Source organism: Bradyrhizobium septentrionale (assembly GCF_011516645.4).
GTDB lineage: Bacteria > Pseudomonadota > Alphaproteobacteria > Rhizobiales > Xanthobacteraceae > Bradyrhizobium > Bradyrhizobium septentrionale.
Genome location: NZ_CP088285.1, coordinates 6,986,435 through 7,003,696 on the forward strand (window position 1 = coordinate 6,986,435; position 17,262 = coordinate 7,003,696).

The 17,262-nt window shown below is 63.6% G+C and carries 15 protein-coding genes and 1 pseudogene; 10 read left to right on the forward strand and 6 right to left on the reverse strand.

What is annotated here, in order from left to right; genetic code table 11:
- The first annotated feature begins 12 nt into the window (after positions 1-12).
- On the forward strand, positions 13-1,170 hold the full coding sequence (locus HAP48_RS34785) for an acyl-CoA dehydrogenase family protein (protein WP_166204321.1): 1,158 nt from the start codon (positions 13-15) through the stop codon (positions 1,168-1,170).
- A gap of 3 nt (positions 1,171-1,173) precedes the next feature.
- On the opposite strand, the gene HAP48_RS34790 is transcribed toward HAP48_RS34785, so the two are convergent.
- Entirely contained in the window at positions 1,174-2,106 is a 933-nt protein-coding gene (locus HAP48_RS34790) for a LysR family transcriptional regulator (protein ID WP_166204322.1), read from the reverse strand.
- A gap of 120 nt (positions 2,107-2,226) precedes the next feature.
- Between HAP48_RS34790 and HAP48_RS34795 the strand changes: the two genes are divergently transcribed.
- From HAP48_RS34795 to HAP48_RS34825, 7 genes are all read left to right on the forward strand, one after another.
- Complete coding sequence (locus HAP48_RS34795; protein ID WP_166204323.1) at positions 2,227-3,723, forward strand: CoA-acylating methylmalonate-semialdehyde dehydrogenase; 1,497 nt, start codon at positions 2,227-2,229, stop codon at positions 3,721-3,723.
- Between the two features lie 22 nt (positions 3,724-3,745).
- On the forward strand, positions 3,746-4,891 hold the full coding sequence (locus HAP48_RS34800) for an isobutyryl-CoA dehydrogenase (protein ID WP_166204324.1): 1,146 nt from the start codon (positions 3,746-3,748) through the stop codon (positions 4,889-4,891).
- The gene (locus HAP48_RS34805) at positions 4,888-5,970 is read left to right on the forward strand and encodes an enoyl-CoA hydratase/isomerase family protein (protein ID WP_166204325.1); all 1,083 of its coding nucleotides are present in this window, start codon (positions 4,888-4,890) and stop codon (positions 5,968-5,970) included. The genes HAP48_RS34800 and HAP48_RS34805 overlap by 4 nt, the downstream gene beginning before the upstream one ends.
- 25 nt (positions 5,971-5,995) lie before the next feature.
- A complete protein-coding gene (gene mmsB / locus HAP48_RS34810; RefSeq protein ID WP_166204326.1) occupies positions 5,996-6,883 on the forward strand; it encodes a 3-hydroxyisobutyrate dehydrogenase in 888 nt (295 codons plus the stop codon).
- A 131-nt stretch (positions 6,884-7,014) separates the two neighbouring features.
- Positions 7,015-8,748, forward strand: a complete 1,734-nt coding sequence (locus HAP48_RS34815; protein ID WP_166204327.1) for an AMP-binding protein — start codon at positions 7,015-7,017, stop codon at positions 8,746-8,748.
- A gap of 4 nt (positions 8,749-8,752) precedes the next feature.
- Positions 8,753-9,232, forward strand: coding sequence for a MaoC family dehydratase (locus HAP48_RS34820; RefSeq protein WP_029078684.1), 480 nt, complete (start codon positions 8,753-8,755; stop codon positions 9,230-9,232).
- Positions 9,233-9,627: 395 nt separating this feature from the next.
- Positions 9,628-11,217 carry a tyrosine-type recombinase/integrase gene (locus HAP48_RS34825; protein ID WP_224496738.1) on the forward strand — a complete coding sequence of 530 codons (1,590 nt, stop codon included), beginning with the start codon at positions 9,628-9,630 and terminating at the stop codon, positions 11,215-11,217.
- 85 nt (positions 11,218-11,302) lie between these two features.
- Here the strand turns inward: HAP48_RS34825 and HAP48_RS34830 are convergent, their stop codons facing one another.
- The 3 genes from HAP48_RS34830 to HAP48_RS34840 are packed head-to-tail and all read right to left on the reverse strand — an operon-like array spanning position 11,303 to position 12,008.
- The gene (locus tag HAP48_RS34830) at positions 11,303-11,491 is read right to left on the reverse strand and encodes a hypothetical protein (RefSeq protein ID WP_166204328.1); all 189 of its coding nucleotides are present in this window, start codon (positions 11,489-11,491) and stop codon (positions 11,303-11,305) included.
- On the reverse strand, positions 11,488-11,697 hold the full coding sequence (locus tag HAP48_RS34835; RefSeq protein WP_166204329.1) for a hypothetical protein: 210 nt from the start codon (positions 11,695-11,697) through the stop codon (positions 11,488-11,490). The genes HAP48_RS34830 and HAP48_RS34835 overlap by 4 nt, the downstream gene beginning before the upstream one ends.
- Positions 11,697-12,008: a hypothetical protein gene (locus HAP48_RS34840; protein ID WP_166204330.1), complete on the reverse strand. Its 312-nt coding sequence runs from the start codon at positions 12,006-12,008 to the stop codon at positions 11,697-11,699. The genes HAP48_RS34835 and HAP48_RS34840 overlap by 1 nt, the downstream gene beginning before the upstream one ends.
- Before the next feature lie 326 nt (positions 12,009-12,334).
- Between HAP48_RS34840 and HAP48_RS34845 the strand changes: the two genes are divergently transcribed.
- Positions 12,335-12,472 (forward strand): hypothetical protein, encoded by a 138-nt coding sequence (locus HAP48_RS34845; RefSeq protein ID WP_166202816.1) that lies wholly within the window; start codon positions 12,335-12,337, stop codon positions 12,470-12,472.
- 26 nt (positions 12,473-12,498) lie between these two features.
- Here the strand turns inward: HAP48_RS34845 and HAP48_RS34850 are convergent, their stop codons facing one another.
- Positions 12,499-13,833, reverse strand: a complete 1,335-nt coding sequence (locus HAP48_RS34850) for an IS1182 family transposase (RefSeq protein WP_166202952.1) — start codon at positions 13,831-13,833, stop codon at positions 12,499-12,501.
- Positions 13,834-14,113: 280 nt separating this feature from the next.
- On the opposite strand from HAP48_RS34850, the gene HAP48_RS34855 reads away from it, so the two are divergent.
- Complete coding sequence (locus HAP48_RS34855; protein ID WP_166204331.1) at positions 14,114-16,327, forward strand: hypothetical protein; 2,214 nt, start codon at positions 14,114-14,116, stop codon at positions 16,325-16,327.
- A gap of 371 nt (positions 16,328-16,698) precedes the next feature.
- Here the strand turns inward: HAP48_RS34855 and HAP48_RS34860 are convergent.
- Positions 16,699-17,244: pseudogene (locus HAP48_RS34860) on the reverse strand (IS1380-like element ISNha3 family transposase); the annotation flags it as partial.
- Positions 17,245-17,262 lie beyond the last annotated feature (18 nt).

Genomic DNA, 17,262 nt, shown 5'->3' on the forward strand with positions numbered 1-17,262 from the left:
ATGGAGGTGTCCATGCTGATGACGGCTCACACCGGTGTGTCGGATTATCTGGCAGCCGTGCAACGGCTCGTGCCTCTCATCGACGAGCATCGAGGAAGCTTCGATACGGAGCGCCGGATTCCCGACGCGGTGTTCATCGCGCTGGCCGAGGCCGGACTATTCCGCCTTTATCTGCCGAAGGTGCTGGGCGGGCCCGAGCTGTCGCCGTTCGATTTCATGAGCGTCGTCGAAGCCGCTTGCGCGCTTGACGGTTCGGTCGGCTGGCTGGTTGGCAATGGCGCGGGAATGAGCCGGATCGGAGGGTATCTGCCGGAAACAGTGGTTCGCGACTGGTTCGCCGACCCTCACACGTTCATTGCCAGCGCGACCGGAGCCGTCGGCGTGGCGGAACGTGTGGCCGGAGGCTATCGCGTCAGCGGGCGGTGGCCGTTCGGCAGCGGCGCCCATCACGCCACAAGGTTCATGGGACTGGCCAACGTCAAGGCCGCCGACGGTGAGAGCGAACCGCCATTGTGCTGCTATTTCGCGAAGTGCGATGTCACCATTCACGACAACTGGTTCGTTTCCGGTCTGCGCGCCACCGGCAGCTGCGATTTTGAAGTCCGCGACGTCTTTGTCTCCGCCGACCACACGCATCCGTTGGTCGACTTCAAGCCGACGCAGCCGGGTTTGATCTACCGCTTGCCCGGCCTGTCGGCGTTTGCATCGACCATCTCGGCCGTTCCACTCGGGATCGCGCGGGGGGCGATCGACGCATTTATTGCGCTTGCCGGCCGGAAGGCGCGACTAGGGAGCACTCTGTTGCTGCGCGAGAGTGAACTCGTTCAGGCGATGGTGGGGCGTGCGGAAACGGCACTGCACGCCGCGCGTGCCTTGCTGGTGGATGCAATGGCGGAGCTCATGATGGCAACCGATGTCGGCGGGGATCGTCTCTTGCAGGCGCGCGCCGCGTTTCGAGCGGCCTGCAGCAATGCAACCGAATGCGCGCTGCAGATTGTCGATAGCATCGCGGCCAACGCCGGCACCGCGGCCATCTTCGAGTCCGGAAAGTTGGAGCGTGCGGTTCGCGACGTCCAGGCGGCGGCCAAGCATGTGGCGGTAAGTCCGAACAACTACACCATCGTCGGGCGGCTTGCGCTGGGGCTCGAACCCGGCACCACGCGCGTCTGACCATCAGGCGTCAGCGCGTCGGAAAGGCCCGCTGAACAGCGCGCGCTCGGTTTCCACCGTCTCGTAGATGTAATCCGCCACCGCGCGGATGCGGGCGAGGTCCTTGCTGTCGGCGTGCATCAGAAGCCAGAAGGTGCGGGAGATCCGCACCTCGTCCGGCAGCACCGGCGCCAACTCGGGGTGGGCGGTCGCCATGAAGTGCGGCAGCACGGCGATGCCGAAGCCGGCGATGGTGGCGTTGAGCTGCGCGATCAGATTGGCGCTGCGGAATTTTGCCGAGATTTTCGGCGAGACCTGCGGCAGATAGTCCAGCTCCGGCGTGAACAACAGCTCCTCGATGTAGCCGACGAAGCGGTGCTGCGGCAGGTCGGCGCGCGCGGCAATCCTTGGCGCCTGCGCGAGATAGGTAGGTGCGGCATAAAGCCCGAGCGTGTAGTCCAAGAGTTTGCGGCCGACGATGCGGCCTTCCTTCGGCATGGTCAGGCTGATCGCGATGTCGGCCTCGCGCTTGGAGAGCGAGAACAGCCGCGCGGTGGCAACGAGCTGCAGATCGAGGTCGGGATACCGCTCGGTGAACTTGACCAGCCGTGAGGCCAGGAAGTGGCTGCCGAAGCCGTCGGGCGCGCCGATCCGCACCGTGCCGGTGAGATGCGCGCGCGAGCCGCCGACCGCCTCCTGGTTGGCGACGATGGTCGATTCCATCGCCTCGGCGCTGTCGGCGACGCGCTGGCCGGCCTCTGTCAGCAGATAGCCGGTCTTGCGGCGATCAAACAGTTTTGCGGAGAGGTGGCGCTCCAGCCGGTCGACACGCCGGATCACTGTGGCATGATCGACGCCGAGCTGCTTGGCGGCAGCCGAAACCGACCCGCCGCGCACGATCGCCAGCACGAAGCGGAAGTCGTCCCAGTCGATCGCGTCGCCGCCTTGATCCTGCATTTCCGCACATCTATGGTGCAATTTATCGGACTTGAATCCTATAAAATGCAGGGTCATTAGGGTTTGTAAAGCGATCTCGCCGCCGGCCGCGGCGATTCAGGTCTCCAAGGGAGGATATTCATGCGCTCGATCGGACATTTCATCGGTGGCAAGGAGGTCAAGGGCACATCGGGCCGCACGGCCGACGTCTTCGAGCCGATGACCGGCGAGGTCCAGGCCAAGGTGGCGCTGGCCTCCAAGGCGGAAGTCCGCGCCGCGGTCGAGAACGCCAAGGCAGCGCAGCCCGAGTGGGCCGCCACCAATCCGCAGCGCCGCGCGCGCGTCATGATGAAATTCGTCGAACTGGTGCAGCGCGACTACGACAAGCTCGCCGAGCTATTGGCACGCGAGCACGGCAAGACGGTTCCCGATGCCAAGGGTGACATCCAGCGCGGCCTCGAGGTCGCCGAGTTCGCTTGCGGCATCCCGCATCTGATGAAGGGCGAGTACACCGAAGGCGCCGGCCCCGGCATCGACATCTATTCGATGCGGCAGCCGCTCGGTGTCGTCGCAGGCATCACGCCGTTCAACTTCCCGGCGATGATCCCGATGTGGAAGTTTGCGCCGGCGATCGCCTGCGGCAATGCGTTCATCCTCAAGCCCTCCGAGCGCGATCCCGGCGTGCCGATGAAACTCGCCGAGCTGATGATGGAGGCGGGCCTGCCGGCCGGCATCCTCAACGTCGTCAACGGCGACAAGGAAGCGGTCGACGGCATCCTCGACGATCCCGACATCAAGGCGGTCGGCTTCGTCGGCTCGACCCCGATCGCGCAATACATCTACGAGCGCGCCGCGCAGACCGGCAAGCGTTGCCAGTGTTTTGGCGGCGCCAAGAACCACGCCATCATCATGCCCGACGCCGACATGGACCAGACCGTCGATGCGCTGATCGGCGCCGGCTACGGCTCGGCCGGCGAGCGCTGCATGGCGGTGTCGGTTGCCGTCCCGGTCGGCAAGACCACTGCCGACCGTCTGATGGAAAAGCTGATCCCGCGCGTCGAGTCGCTCAAGATCGGCACCTCGGTCGATCCGTCGGCCGATTACGGTCCGCTGGTGACCCGCGAGGCGGTCGAGAAGGTCAAGAGCTACATCGACATCGGCATCAAGGAAGGCGCGACGCTCGCCGTCGACGGCCGCGGCTTCAAGATGCAGGGCTACGAGAAGGGCTTCTATCTCGGCGGTTCGCTGTTCGACAACGTCACCAAGGACATGCGGATCTACAAGGAGGAGATCTTTGGGCCGGTGCTCTCGGTGGTGCGCGCGCACGACTATCAGGAGGCGCTGGCGCTGCCGTCGGAGCATGACTACGGCAACGGCGTTGCGATCTTCACCCGCGACGGCGACACCGCGCGCGACTTCGCGGCCAAGGTCAATGTCGGCATGGTCGGCGTCAACGTGCCGATCCCGGTGCCGATCGCCTACTACACCTTCGGCGGCTGGAAGAAGTCGGGCTTCGGCGATCTCAACCAGCACGGTCCGGACTCGGTCCGCTTCTACACCAAGACCAAGACGGTGACCTCGCGCTGGCCGTCCGGCGTCAAGGATGGTGCGGAGTTCTCGATCCCGACGATGAAGTAGGTCCTTTCAGGGCGAGGCAAAGATGCAGTTCGCTCTCAACGAGGACCAGATCGCGGTTCGCGACATGGCGCGGGCGTTTGCGGCGGAGAAGATCGCGCCGCACGCGCTCGAATGGGACGAGAAGAAGCACTTTCCTGTTGACGTGATGCGCGAGGCCGCCGGCCTCGGCATCGGCGGCATCTATATCAAGGACGATGTCGGCGGCTCGGCGATGACGCGGTTTGACGCCGCGCTGATCTTCGAGGCGCTTGCGACGGGTTGCCCGACCACGTCGGCCTTTATCTCGATCCACAACATGGCGTCCTGGATGATCGATGCCTATGGCAACGACACCCAGCGCCATAAGTGGCTGCCGAAGCTCTGCACCATGGAGCTGATCGCCAGCTACTGCCTGACCGAGCCGGGCGCCGGCTCCGACGCGGCCGCGTTGCGCACCCGTGCGGTGCGCGACGGCGATCATTACGTGCTCAACGGCCAGAAGCAGTTCATCTCCGGCGCCGGCTCGACCGACCTGCTGGTGGCGATGGTGCGGACCGGCGGCGATGGTCCGGGCGGCGTCTCGACTGTTGTCATCGACGGCAAGACGCCGGGCGTATCGTTCGGCGCCAACGAGCGCAAGATGGGCTGGAATGCGCAGCCGACCCGCGCTGTCGTGTTCGAGAACGTGCGCGTGCCGGTCGCGAACCGGCTCGGCGAGGAGGGCATCGGCTTCAAGATCGCGATGGCCGGCCTCGACGGCGGCCGGCTCAACATCGCGGCGTGCTCGCTCGGCGGTGCGCAGTCAGCACTCGACAAGGCGCTGGCCTACATGAAGGACCGCAAGGCGTTCGGCAAACGCCTCGACGAATTCCAGGCGCTGCAGTTCAAGATCGCCGACATGGCGACCGAATTGGAGGCCGCACGCACCTTCCTGTGGCGCGCCGCGGCGGCGCTCGACCGCAAGGACCCGGATGCCTCCATGCTCTGTGCAATGGCAAAACGGTTCGGCACCGATGTCGGCTTCGAGGTCGCCAACCAGGCGCTACAGTTGCATGGCGGCTACGGCTACCTCAGCGAATACGGCGTCGAGAAGATCGTGCGCGATCTGCGCGTGCACCAGATCCTCGAAGGCACCAATGAAATCATGCGGCTGATCGTGTCGCGCAAGCTGATCGAGGGCGCGCGATGAATGATGCGGCTTCTGCCGAAGGCGATCTGATCGCGCGCAGGGAGGGATCGGCCGGCATCATCCGGCTCAACCGGCCGAAGGCGATCAATGCCGTGACGCTGGAGATGTTCCACGACATCGACAGGGCGCTCGACCTGTTCGAAGCCGATCCTGATGTCGCGGTCATTTTGCTGGAAGGCGCCGGCGAGCGCGGCCTGTGCGCCGGCGGCGATATCCGCGCGCTCTGGGAAAGCTCCAAGGTCAAGGGTGACCTCGGCAAGATCCTGTGGCGCGACGAGTACATCCTCAACGCACGGATCAAGACATTCCCAAAACCCTATGTCGCCTTCATGGACGGCATCGTGATGGGCGGCGGCGTCGGCCTGTCGGCGCACAGCCGCCACCGCGTGGTGACGGAGCGAACCAAGCTCGCGATGCCTGAGGTTGGTCTCGGCTTCTTCCCCGATGTCGGCGGCACCTATCTGCTGTCGCGTTCACCCGGCGAGGTCGGCACCTATTTTGGGCTGACCGGCACCACCATGAATGGTCCGGACGCGATCTACGCGAAGTTCGCCGACGCGGTGGTGCCGAGCGCCAAGCTCCCCGCGTTGCGCGAGGCGCTGACCAAGATTGCTCCGGGCACGACATCCACCGAGATCGATCGCCTGATCGCAGGCTTCGCCACCGGCGAGACATCCGGCCCTGTTGCCGCAATGCAGGCCAAAATCGACGGATGGTTCGCGTGCGCGCGGATGGAAGACATCATTGACGCGCTGAAAGCCGATGGATCGGACCTGGCGCAGGCAACCTTGAAGACGCTGGCTGAGAAGTCGCCGCGCGGCATGGTGGTAACGCTGAAGCTGCTGCGGCTGGCACGGGCGGCCGCGACGCTGGAAGAGTGCCTGGTGCGCGAATATCGCGCGGCGCTCGAGGTGTTCGCCAGCGACGATTTCCGCGAGGGTGTGCGCGCCGCCGTGATCGACAAGGACCGCAATCCGAAATGGTCGCCCACCCGGATCGAGGATGTGACGCCGGAGATGGTTGCACCGTATTTCGCCGAGATCGGCGCCGACGAACTGAAATTTCCTGACAGCAAATAGAAACGTCGCAAGCGGAGGACTTCCCATGGCAAACGTCGCATTCATCGGGCTCGGCAATATGGGCGGGCCGATGGCGGCCAATCTGGTCAAGGCCGGCCACAAGGTCACCGCGTTCGATCTGGTCGCGGCCTCTCGCGATCAGGCGAGGCACGACGGTGCCGCGATCGCCGAGAGCGGCGTTGCTGCCGTGAAGGGCGCCGATGTCGTCATCACCATGTTGCCGGCCGGCAAGCACGTGCTCGGCGTCTGGAACGAGGTGCTTCCGTCGATGGCCAAGGGTGCGCTGATCATCGACTGCTCGACCATCGACGTCGAGAGTGCCAAGCAGGCGCATGCGCTGGCCGCCAAGCATGGCATGGCCTCGGTCGATGCGCCGGTCTCCGGCGGCACCGGCGGCGCCAAGGGCGGGACGCTGACCTTCATGTGCGGCGGCGAGGCGAAGGCCTTTGCGGCGGCCCAGCCGATGCTGGCCAACATGGGCAAGAAGATCGTGCATTGCGGCGGCGGCGGCGCAGGGCAGGCGGCCAAGATCTGCAACAACATGATCCTCGGCATTTCCATGATCGCGGTCGGCGAGGCCTTCGTGCTGGCCGAAAAGCTCGGCCTGTCGCACCAGGCGCTGTTCGACGTCGCCTCGACCTCGTCGGGGCAGTGCTGGTCGCTGACGACCTATTGCCCGGTTCCCGGCCCGGTGCCGACCTCGCCGGCCAACAACGACTACAAGCCGGGTTTCGCCTCCAACCTGATGGTCAAGGACCTCACGCTGGCCCAGGACGCCGCCAATGCCGCCGGCGCGGTGACGCCGCTCGGCAAGCATGCGCAGGAACTCTACAAGACCTTCGACGCGTCGGGCCATGGCGGGGTCGACTTTTCCGGAATTATCCAGCACGTTCGCAGCCTCGCTGGGAAGTAATGTTAATCGCGTCATCCTGAGGTGCGAGCGCCAGCGAGCCTCGAAGGATGCGGTGCCCGTGACCCATCCTTCGAGACGCCGCGCAAGGGCGCGGCTCCTCAGGATGACGCCAGAAGACGTGGTGAAGCCGGATGACCACATTTCAGGACGCACGCGCCTTTCTGCTCAAGCACCGCACCGACTACGACACGGCGGTGAGGGATTTTCGCTGGCCGGATCCGGTGCCGTTCAACTGGGCGCTGGACTGGTTCGATGCCGAGCTGGCGAAATCACCTGACAGCCGCGATCGGCCGGCGCTGTGGATCGTCGATGCCGCCAGCGGCAAAGAAACCAAGCTTTCCTTTGCCGCGCTGTCGCGCCGCTCGAACCAGGTGGCGAATTTCCTGCGCGCGCAGGGGTTGAAGCGCGGCGATCATCTGTTGCTGCTGCTCGGCAACGTTGTGCCGCTGTGGGAGACCATGCTGGCGGCGATGAAGCTGGGCGTCGTCGTGATCCCGGCGACCACGCTATTGACCGCGGATGAATTGCGCGACCGGCTGGATCGCGGCCGGGCCAAGGCGGTGGTTGCGACGCAGGATCAGGTCGCGAAGTTCGCGGGCCTCGGCAGCGACAAATTGGTGCGCATCGTGGTCGGTGCGGCGCAGACCCAGGAGGGCTGGCTGCCGTTCGAGGACGCCGCGAAGGCGCCCGAAGCCTTCACGCCCGATGGCCCGACCAAGGCCGACGACCCCATGCTGCTGTATTTCACCTCGGGCACCACGGCAAAGCCAAAGTTGGTGCGGCACAGCCAGCGCAGCTATCCGGTCGGCCATCTCTCGACCATGTACTGGATCGGCCTGCAGCCCGGCGACGTCCATCTCAACATCTCGTCGCCCGGCTGGGCCAAGCATGCCTGGAGCTGCTTCTTCGCACCGTGGAATGCCGGCGCGACGATCTTCATCGCCAACCAGCCACGCTTCGAGGCGAAAGGACTGCTCGCGACCATCGCCCGCTGTGGCGTCACCACGCTGTGCGCGCCGCCGACGGTGTGGCGGATGTTCATCCAGGAGCAACTGTCAGACTTCAAGGTGAGTCTGCGGGAAGTCTGCGGCGCCGGCGAGCCGCTCAACCCTGAGATCATCGACCAGGTCAAATCGGCTTGGGGGCTGACCATCCGCGACGGCTACGGCCAGACCGAGACCACGGCGCTCGCCGGCAACTCGCCGGGGCAGAAGGTCAAGGTCGGCTCGATGGGCCGGCCGCTGCCGGGCTATCGCGTGCAGGTCACCGACAATGACGGCCATGCCTCCAAGGAAGGCGAGGTGACGCTCCTGCTCGGCGCCGACAGGCCGGCGGGTCTGATGCAGGGCTATCAGGGCGACGACGGCAAGCTCGCCGGCGCCGACGGCGAGATCTATCGCAGCGGCGACGTCGTGTTCACCGATGACGAGGGCTATCTGACCTTCGTCGGCCGCACCGACGACGTCTTCAAATCCTCCGACTACCGGATCTCGCCGTTCGAGCTCGAAAGCGTGCTGCTGGAGCACGATGCGGTGGCGGAAGCCGCCGTGGTGCCGAGCCCGGACCCGATCCGGCTGGCGATCCCCAAGGCCTATGTGCTGCTGGTCTCAGGTGTCGAGCGCACGCCGGAGACCGCGCTGTCGATCTTCCAGCACCTGCATGCAAGGCTGGCGCCGTTCAAGCGCATCCGCAAGATCGAGCTGGTGACCGAGCTGCCGAAGACGATCTCCGGAAAAATCCGCCGGGTGCAGTTGCGCCGGCTCGAACATGACGATAATCGCAGCGATGCGTTGCGCGGAGCCGAGTTCCGCGAGGAAGAATTTCCGGAGCTGCAGAGAGTGCGGTCATCCGGATCGGAGAGCTAGCGAAATGAACGAAGTCTGGAAGAAGCCGCCGGTGTCGCTGGAAACCTACCAGGGCATGGTCGGCAAGGAGATCGGCGTGTCGTCGTGGCACCTGCTTGATCAGGGCCGTATCGACACCTATGCCGACGTGATCGAGGATCACCAGTTCATCCATGTCGATCCCGAGCGCGCCAAAAAGGAGACGGCCTTCGGCACCACCATCGCCCATGGCTTCCTGACGATGTCGCTGATGTCGATCATGTCCTACGAGGTGATGCCGGTGCTCGAGGGCACCGCGATGGGCGTCAATTACGGTTTCGACAAGCTGCGCTTCATCTCGCCGGTGCGCTCGGGCAAGCGCGTCCGCGGCCGCTTCGTGCTGGCGGAAGCCACGCTGCGCAAGCCGAAGGAACTGCTGTCGCGCACCAACGTCACGGTCGAGATCGAGGGCGAGGAGAAGCCCGCGCTGGTCGCCGACTGGCTCGGCCTGATCTATTTCAGCTGAGGGCGCCACGCCCGTCATGGCCGGGCTTGTCCTGGCCATCCACGTCTTTCTTGATGCCGAAACCAAAGACGTGGATGCCCGGGATAAACCCGGGGCATGACGAGTTTCCCAGGCGGTGCGCCGCTCGCCTAGCCCATGTAGCGCATTGACGGCGATGGTTCCTGGTGTCCATCATCCGCCCTTTAGGCGGTGCGGTCCCGGAGTGGCAGCCATGGTGCAGAACATCGTCGCCGGACTTGTTGTAATCGCTTTGATTGTGATTGGGGCGATTAGCTACGCCCAGGAGCATCATGAGTGCTGGAGCGGGCACCTGCTCAAAAGCTTGAAACCCTGCGGGTCGATGACGCCTTCCGTATAGCGCGCCCGGTGGCCGTCTTGGACGGTCCTGGCCGGGCTTGACCCGGCCATCCATCGCTGCTCAAAAGCTGCCAATATCTTGCTCGGTGTACCCTCTCCCCTTGTGGGAGAGGGTGGCTCGCGAAGCGAGCCGGGTGAGGGGTCTCTCTCCGCGAGCTCATCCGTGGAGAGAGACCCCTCATCCGGCGCTGCGCGCCACCTTCTCCCACAAGGGGAGAATTTGCAATTCCCACGCCCCCATACGCCTCCATACAAATCTCGCTAAACCATTGGCGGCGTTGTCATTTTCCACCATGAGTGCTATACGGTTCCCTCGGCTTACACGCCCGCTTTTGGGACAGTTCACGGGACAGAAAAGGACAGCAATTCAGATGGCACGCAAGGCAAAAGACTGCAAATTGGAGAGCCGCACCGCGCGGCTGACGAAGCTCGCGATCCGCTTCAAGACCTACACGGGGCCGACGCTCGCACGCGGCATCCAGCTCCTCTATCGCCGCAACAAAACGAATGGCACCTGGGTGGTGAAGGCCGCCGACGGTCACGGCTCATATTGGACAAAGGGCTTCGCGTTCGCCGATGATCTCGAGGACGCTGACGGCAAGACCATCCTGACCTTCTATCAGGCTTGCGATCGGGCAAAGGAGCTGGCGCGCGGCGGCGATGAAGCGGTGACGTCCGATGCCGCGCCAATCACCGTCGATGGTGCCCTGGCCGCTTATGAGCGCGATCTCGAAAAGCGCGGCGGCTCCAAATACAATGCCACGTATCCGCGCAAGCACCTGACCAGCGTGCTGCTGTCCAAGCCGGTGGCGCTCGTTGCCAAAAACGAGCTGAGCACATGGCACGATGGCCTGCGCACCAAGCTGGTGGATGGTTCGGTCAACCGCCTGTGCAAGGGCTTGCTCGCTGCGGTAAAGCTGGCGGCCAAGCATGATCGGCGGATCAAGAACCTGGAGGCCTGGCAGGACGGTCTCGAAGCCTTGCCCGATGCCCACGTCGCGCGCAATTTCCCGCTCGATGATGCCCAGGTCCGCGCGTTCGTGAACGGAGCCCTTGCCATCGATAGGAAGCTGGGCGACTTCGTTGACGTTCTGGCCGAGACCGGTGCCCGGCCGAGCCAGCCGACGCGGCTGCTGGTCGAGGACCTGCGCTGCGGCGCTAAGCCGAAACTGATGATGCCGAAGGGTGGCAAGGGTGGCTCCAAAAACCGGATGAAGCGCAAGCAGGAGCGTTATTCCGTGCCCATCAGTGTGGAGCTGGCCGAGAGGCTGGAGGCGGCCGCCAAGGGTCGCGCGCCGGATGCGCCGCTCCTGCTGCGGAGCGATGACCGGCCCTGGAGCGAGCGGCCGGCCGACGACTATCGCGATGACGTGACGGCGATCGTCACGAGCATCGGCGAGGACCCCACAAAGGTGACGATGTACGCCCTGCGGCATTCATCGATTGTTCGGATGCTGCTGAAGAACGTGCCGATCCGGCTGGTTGCCAGCCTGCACGATACGTCCTCCATCGAGATTGAACGCACCTACAGCAAGCACATCACCGAATATTCGGACGACATCGCGCGCGATGCGCTGCTGGCGCGTGAGGATGCCGACAACGTGGTCCCGTTGAAGAAGGCGGCGTAAAGGGGACACTCGATTGAAGTGCAAACGGCCCGCCGAGAGGCGGGCCGTTTTGCTTTTGCTGGCGTCCCGGCGGGCGCGGCTGATGTTATTGTCGTCTGCCATCCCTGACCTCCAGCAGTTCCTGCGCCCGCGCGAAGGCGGCTTTCTTGGTCATTCGGCCGTTGATTGCGCGTCGCCCGACGATGGGCGCGGTCTCGACCACCACGTCGTCGAACAGCACGATCCCGGCGGTGAAGTTGGGGGCGCGGATTTGGGCGAGGACTTCGGTGATCATCCCTCGTCTCGCATCTTGCGAAACAGTTCCTTCACGTCGTTGAGCCGCAGCGTGGTTTTGGCCGGCATGTAGTCGAGCAGGATGTGGCGCCACCGCGCTGCGATCTCGTCGCGCTGCAACTCGGTCGACGCGCTGAAATAGGCCGCCATATCGTTGAGGAATTTGCGCGCCACGTCGGGCGGGATGTCGGGAAACTTGGCGGGCATCATTGTTTTTGCTTTTTCAGCACGTCCATCGCCATCATGGCTAAGTCGAATGGCAGCCGGTCGCGCTGCTCTGGCGACATCTCGCCAAAGGTTTCATCCTTTCGCAGCTCGTCCATTGCCATCATCGTCACCAGGGTCATGTGAACGATGTCGCGGTGCATTTGGTAGTGCTTGCTGAGCTTCGGCTGGTTGGCGTACTCGGTCAGCAGCTCGCGACCGATGAGCTGTATGCCTGCTGGGTCGTTCGCCGTTGCAGCCTTGGCGAAGGCGTCGCGCAGCGCCTCGATGCGCTCATTCTTCTTGCTGGCCATGTGACCTCCTGCTCAAGCCACGTTGTACTGCTGCCGCTCCAGAGGCCTGTCCGGATCACCCCGGAAGAACGGGCTCCACCAGTACACGCCGGTTTTTCGAATTTTGAAATGGCCTCGCACGCGATGCAGCCCGGCCTCCTCGCGGGAGAGGAGCCCGGCCCGGAAGGCCCGCTGCTGGGCCTGCGAGAGCCGCAGGTGCGTGGTCCGGTAGGGGAGGAAGATCCGGCATTAGGTAGCAAACTCACCAAGCCACATATCGGTTGATCCTGCCTGCCCGGCTACTGTCCTCGCTGGTGGCGCTTGCACCATAACACCGGAGGGGTCCAATGAACGAATTTGTCTTGAACGGGCTGGTGAAGCGCCGGGCGACGCTGGCGGGCGATATCGAGAACACCCATGAAGCCCTGCGAAAGATGGTCCTAGACCTTGAGAGCCTAGGAGCCCGTCCAGATATGTTTTCGTGACGGGCATTTGTTGTAGAGTAGCAGGCTCAGGCTGCGTTTGCGAGGTTGAACAGCTTGAGGAGGTTATGGACGGTGCAGATCATTGTCCACTCGGCGCGCACTTTCTCGATGCCCCGCAACAGGAACTGGCGGAAGCCTCTTGCCTGTTTGATCTGTCCGAACACCGGCTCCACCACTTGCTTTCGCAATCGGTAGGGTGTTTCGAAGCCGCCATCGTCGATCTTCTTTCGCATGGCCTGTGTCAGCGGGCCGCCGACTTTTCCGTTCGCTACTGTCGGGTGTTTGGCGCGTCCGGGCGCGACATAGCCATCGATGCTGCGTGTGTCGAGCGCTTCGAGATTGGCTTCGCTGCAGTAGCCGGAATCCGCTGAGGCCTGCCGCGGCTTGCGGCCAAGATTGCTCTCGATGGCCTCGATCAGGGGCACCAACTGGCCCTGATCGCTGCCGTGCTGGGTCAGTTCTTGCGCGACAATGATCTGGGCATGTGCATCGACGGCCGCCTGGGCATTATAGGCCTGAACGAAGCCATCCTTCGACTTCATGATGCGGCTTTCCGGATCGGTGAAGTTGCGTTGCGCCTTGGGATTGGGTTCCTCCGATGGCAGCGCCGCCGGTTTGCCCGGCTTCTTGCGGCCTTCGGCCTGGCGCTGCTGTTCCTTTTCGGCCTCGATGCGGCGCTCTTCCTCCGCCGCCAGTTTGGCGTCCGCTTCCAGCGCCGCCATCGCTTGCTGGATCTTCGCCAGCCGTTTCTGCTTGTCGACGGTCCAGTCCGGCAGTTCGTCGCTGTTGCCGAAAGTCTCATCCTCCGAGGCATCCGCCGCCTCGGCGGCCGCCAGCATGCGAGCGACCTCGGCCTTCAATTCCGCCTCGCGCTTCTTCATGCGCTCATAACTCATCGCCTTGTGTTTCGACGCGTTCGCCTTGATCTTCGTACCATCCAGCGCGACATGACCGAGCTTGACCAGCCCGGCCGTCTCGCACAACTTCAGAACCTGCACGAATAGCGCGCCGAGCGCCTTCAAATGTCGCTTGCGAAAGTCGCTGATCGTCCGAAAATCCGGCGCATCCAGCGCCACGATCATCACAAAATCGTTCCGCTCCCGGCAGGCCTTGGCAATCCGACGCGACGAATACAGCCCACTCGCATAGCTATGCAGCAGCAGCGCCACCATCATCCGCGGATCAAACGGCGGCTGCCCAAGCCCGCTCACATAGCTGCCCATGATCTCCCTGAGATCGAGGCTCTCCCGCACCAGATCAACCATAAACCGCGAGACATGGCCTTTCGGCACGAAGTCCTGCACATTCGGCGGCAGAAGCAGCGTCTGATCGATGTTCCAAGGCCGAAAATACTTGCTCATCGCCCAATGTTGAATCAGACCCGACCAGATTTGAACAGCGACTATCCAGACAAGCTCCTAGCTAATCTCAAACCTTTGAGAAGCGCCTCCTTCGGCTCCCGGTCGATTAAGTTGACGATGCCCCGCTACCTCCAGCAGCACCCCAGACGCCATAGAATTGCAACCCATGGTGAGCTGGGTTTTCCTGTGCATCCGGGGAAAACGCCCTTGGTCAGCTTCTCGTCAGCCAAGCTGTCTATCCAAACAGGCTGCGCATTATGGACCTGATTGGAGGTGGAAGATGGCGGGCATTGTTGGGCCTTCAGGAGCCGACAGCGCATGGGGATCGAGCAGTTCGAGCCCGGAGCCCGGTCCCGCCCCTGGGGAAGGCGGGCAATCTTTCGACAGCGAATTGGAGCGGATGCGCTCCGGACCTCAAGATGGAATCGCGCTCATGAGTGAGCCACCCGCGTCCGGTGTGGCGGTCCGGATGCCCTCGAGTGGCGACGGAATCAAAGCAGCGAAGCAAAAAATGCGCAGCCTGCTTGAGGGTCTTGATGCTTCTAAAAATGCAGTCATGCAAGCCCGGGATCCGTCGGAGATGCAAGAGCGGATCGATCAAGTCGTCAAGGCAGGCTCGGAAGTTCTGGGCTATTACGCGAGCTTTCCCCCGGACATGGCGCGCGAGCTTCTTTCCGACGGTCAGGCTCGCCGAGTCCGCGCCGAAACTATCGCTGCGGGAGACGAATGCAACGCCGTGGCCGCCTGGATTGTCAAGGACCTGGAGGCGAACAGGAGCAAAGCAGCAGCCGTGCTCGGCCGGATGCGAGATGCCGGCGCTCCGCCCGGCCAGCTGGGCCGGGCGGTATCCAGCGTGGCGAAGCATTACGAAGCCTGCTTGGATTGGTGGGGAAAGAAGGTATTGCGCTCGGAGCGGATGCAGTCCGTCTATGCGGCCACCGCCAACTTGCCAAGCGCCACGTCCAAGATGCGGGAGGAGGACGAGGCCGCGCTACGCCAGCGTACCGGCTGGGCACTTAATACGAAGTGCATGTACCTGGAATCGCGCATCGCTCTCGCGCGACTCTTGATCGAGTCGAAGGCGGCCACGTTCGGCCCAGCCGTGAACGACGCCCTCATGGGTGAGGACGGGCGGGTGCGACTGCTTGGGACCTTTATCACGGATTTTTTTCCGGCATTCAACTCGACTTCCGACGCCGTTCTGCGGGGAGCGGCGCTCGACGCAGACCACTGCACCGTTCTGGAAGGAGTCATGGAGCGGCTTTCGGAATTTGCCTCAGGGGTGCACGGCGTCGTTACCAGGCTAAGGGACGCCGGAACGGATGCCGACCTTCCATTGGAACTGTTGGGCCAGATCGCGGAAGGTGCATGGGTCACCGCGGACGACGTCACGCGTCTTTTGCACGTGCAGCCAAAGACGCCCGCCATGATTGAGCCGCCGGCCCGGACTGCCGTAGTGGTTGAGGGGGGTGCGGCGCGGAGGAAGGGGAAAGGCAAGCGCGCCCCGGCCGCAGGCGAGCGAAGTTCGGCGGCCGGGCTGCGCGAGCCGCAGCTCGCCACGCCCGACGCTGCCACGGCCCCAACAGGCAAGGTGATCGTACTCTCGGATTTGGGTACAAAGAAACTCGCGAGCGCGGAGGAGGCAGACGCGAGGGCGTCATCGTCGGCGACTGGGCACCTGGAGATATTGCAAGCTCCGCCCTCCAGGAAAGCACTGAGCGGATTACTCGAGCGAATGGACGAACTTTTGCAGTTCGATCTGCCGGCTCAGCAAAGCGCCGTCTCGCAAGCGCGCCAGATGAAGCCCGAGGACGCCGATCACGTCGTGGATCTCGTCGTTAAGCGACTGCAGACGCAGGCCTCCGAGATTGAGGCCAGTGTAGTCGCGCTGGAGGAGCCTCGCCGACGTGGCCTACTCACGCCTGCGCAAGTGCCGGAAGTGCATGACAAAATAACCCGGCTCAAGGCGATGTTGTCCGAGGTGCAGGGACAGGCGAACTCTTTGAAGACGCGAAAGGCGGCGATCACGATCGATTGCATGAAGACCTACGCGTTTCCGTCCCAGAAGTATCTTGAACAGTTGCGGGCGGCCGGGGAGCTGGCGTCTGTGAATCCACCGCGCGCCTTGAAGGGTGATCCGGGGACACTGTTCGAGATCAAGCTGCAGCCCAAGGCCCTGCGCAATGGCGCGATCCCAAGCCCGATGTGGGTGCACATCCATACCAAGCGGCCGGTACATGCCTGGCAGTTGGCAACGCTGAGCGATGCCGCGTTCGCCGCTTGCCACGTGAAGTCCAATGACCAGCGCGGCTACAATCAGGACTGGCAGAGCGCTCGAGCTGCGACGGGGCGCGAGAACGTCGTGATCCACCGCGGCAAGCTCACGCCGGCGTTCTGTAGGTCCTTGTTGCGCACCGCAGCTGGCAGCCAGCCGTGGTATCCCCTTCCCGAGGCGGAGCACGCGTCGATGCAGTTCGCGCGCCTCGGGATGTAGTTACCTGGGTGTCTCGCGCCGGAGCGCCGCTGTGGTGACACGATCAAGTGGCCGTTATCACCGAGAGGAAATCCCCGATGAGCTCGACGGCGCGAACTCCTCGAACAGATCGACAACGGGGTCCGATTGAAATTCGATCGGGAGCGTCGTGACCACGACTTCCTTTCGCTTGGCAGCTGAACCGTCAAATGCCGGCGATGTGTCGGCTCAAGTCCAGGCACATACGATCAGCGCTCCTGGCCTTCATCTTCGAAAGTGAGTACAGATGAACTTCGCTCAATGTATCGCGCGCGTCAACAAACGGATAGCGTGGACGCGCAAGATGCCTCTCCGGCCGACTCGTCGGCAGAGGCGGCGGCCTTTCAGCGGGCAGGCAGGAAGCAGCGTTCGTCATAATGAGCGTTGAACAGCGAGAGCTGCTGATGGCCGTGGACGACATCGCAGGTATCATCGATGTCGAGCGTGACGGATGCCGGCTCGCGCGGGTAGCTATCCATCCATGCGTCGACCAAAGTGTAGGTCAGTCGGATCACGTCGCGCAGGCGCGGAGCATTCTCCAGCCGCGACAGCGTCGGTTGGGAACACAGATCGCGACCCGTGTCCGGCAGCCGTCCGCAGGCCAGCTTGAATGCGGGATCGGACCGCAGATGATCGAGGTCGTCGGCGTCCTCGTAGCCGCAGCAGATCGCGAACATGCGCGCGCGGAACATATCGACAAGGCTGTGCACGACCCGCGTCGGATCGCGCCGATCCGGGAACACCCGGGCCAAATTGTCGGCCAAGCCGAGACGCCGCTCGGCCATCGCCAGAAGCATCACGCCCCCGTTCGAGGTCAGCCGACCGCCATCGAAGGCAGCTGTGACTTTCTTGGCGTGAACGGCTGGAAACGAGAAGGGCAGAATCGTATCATCGGTCATGGCGGGCGTGGTGTTCGC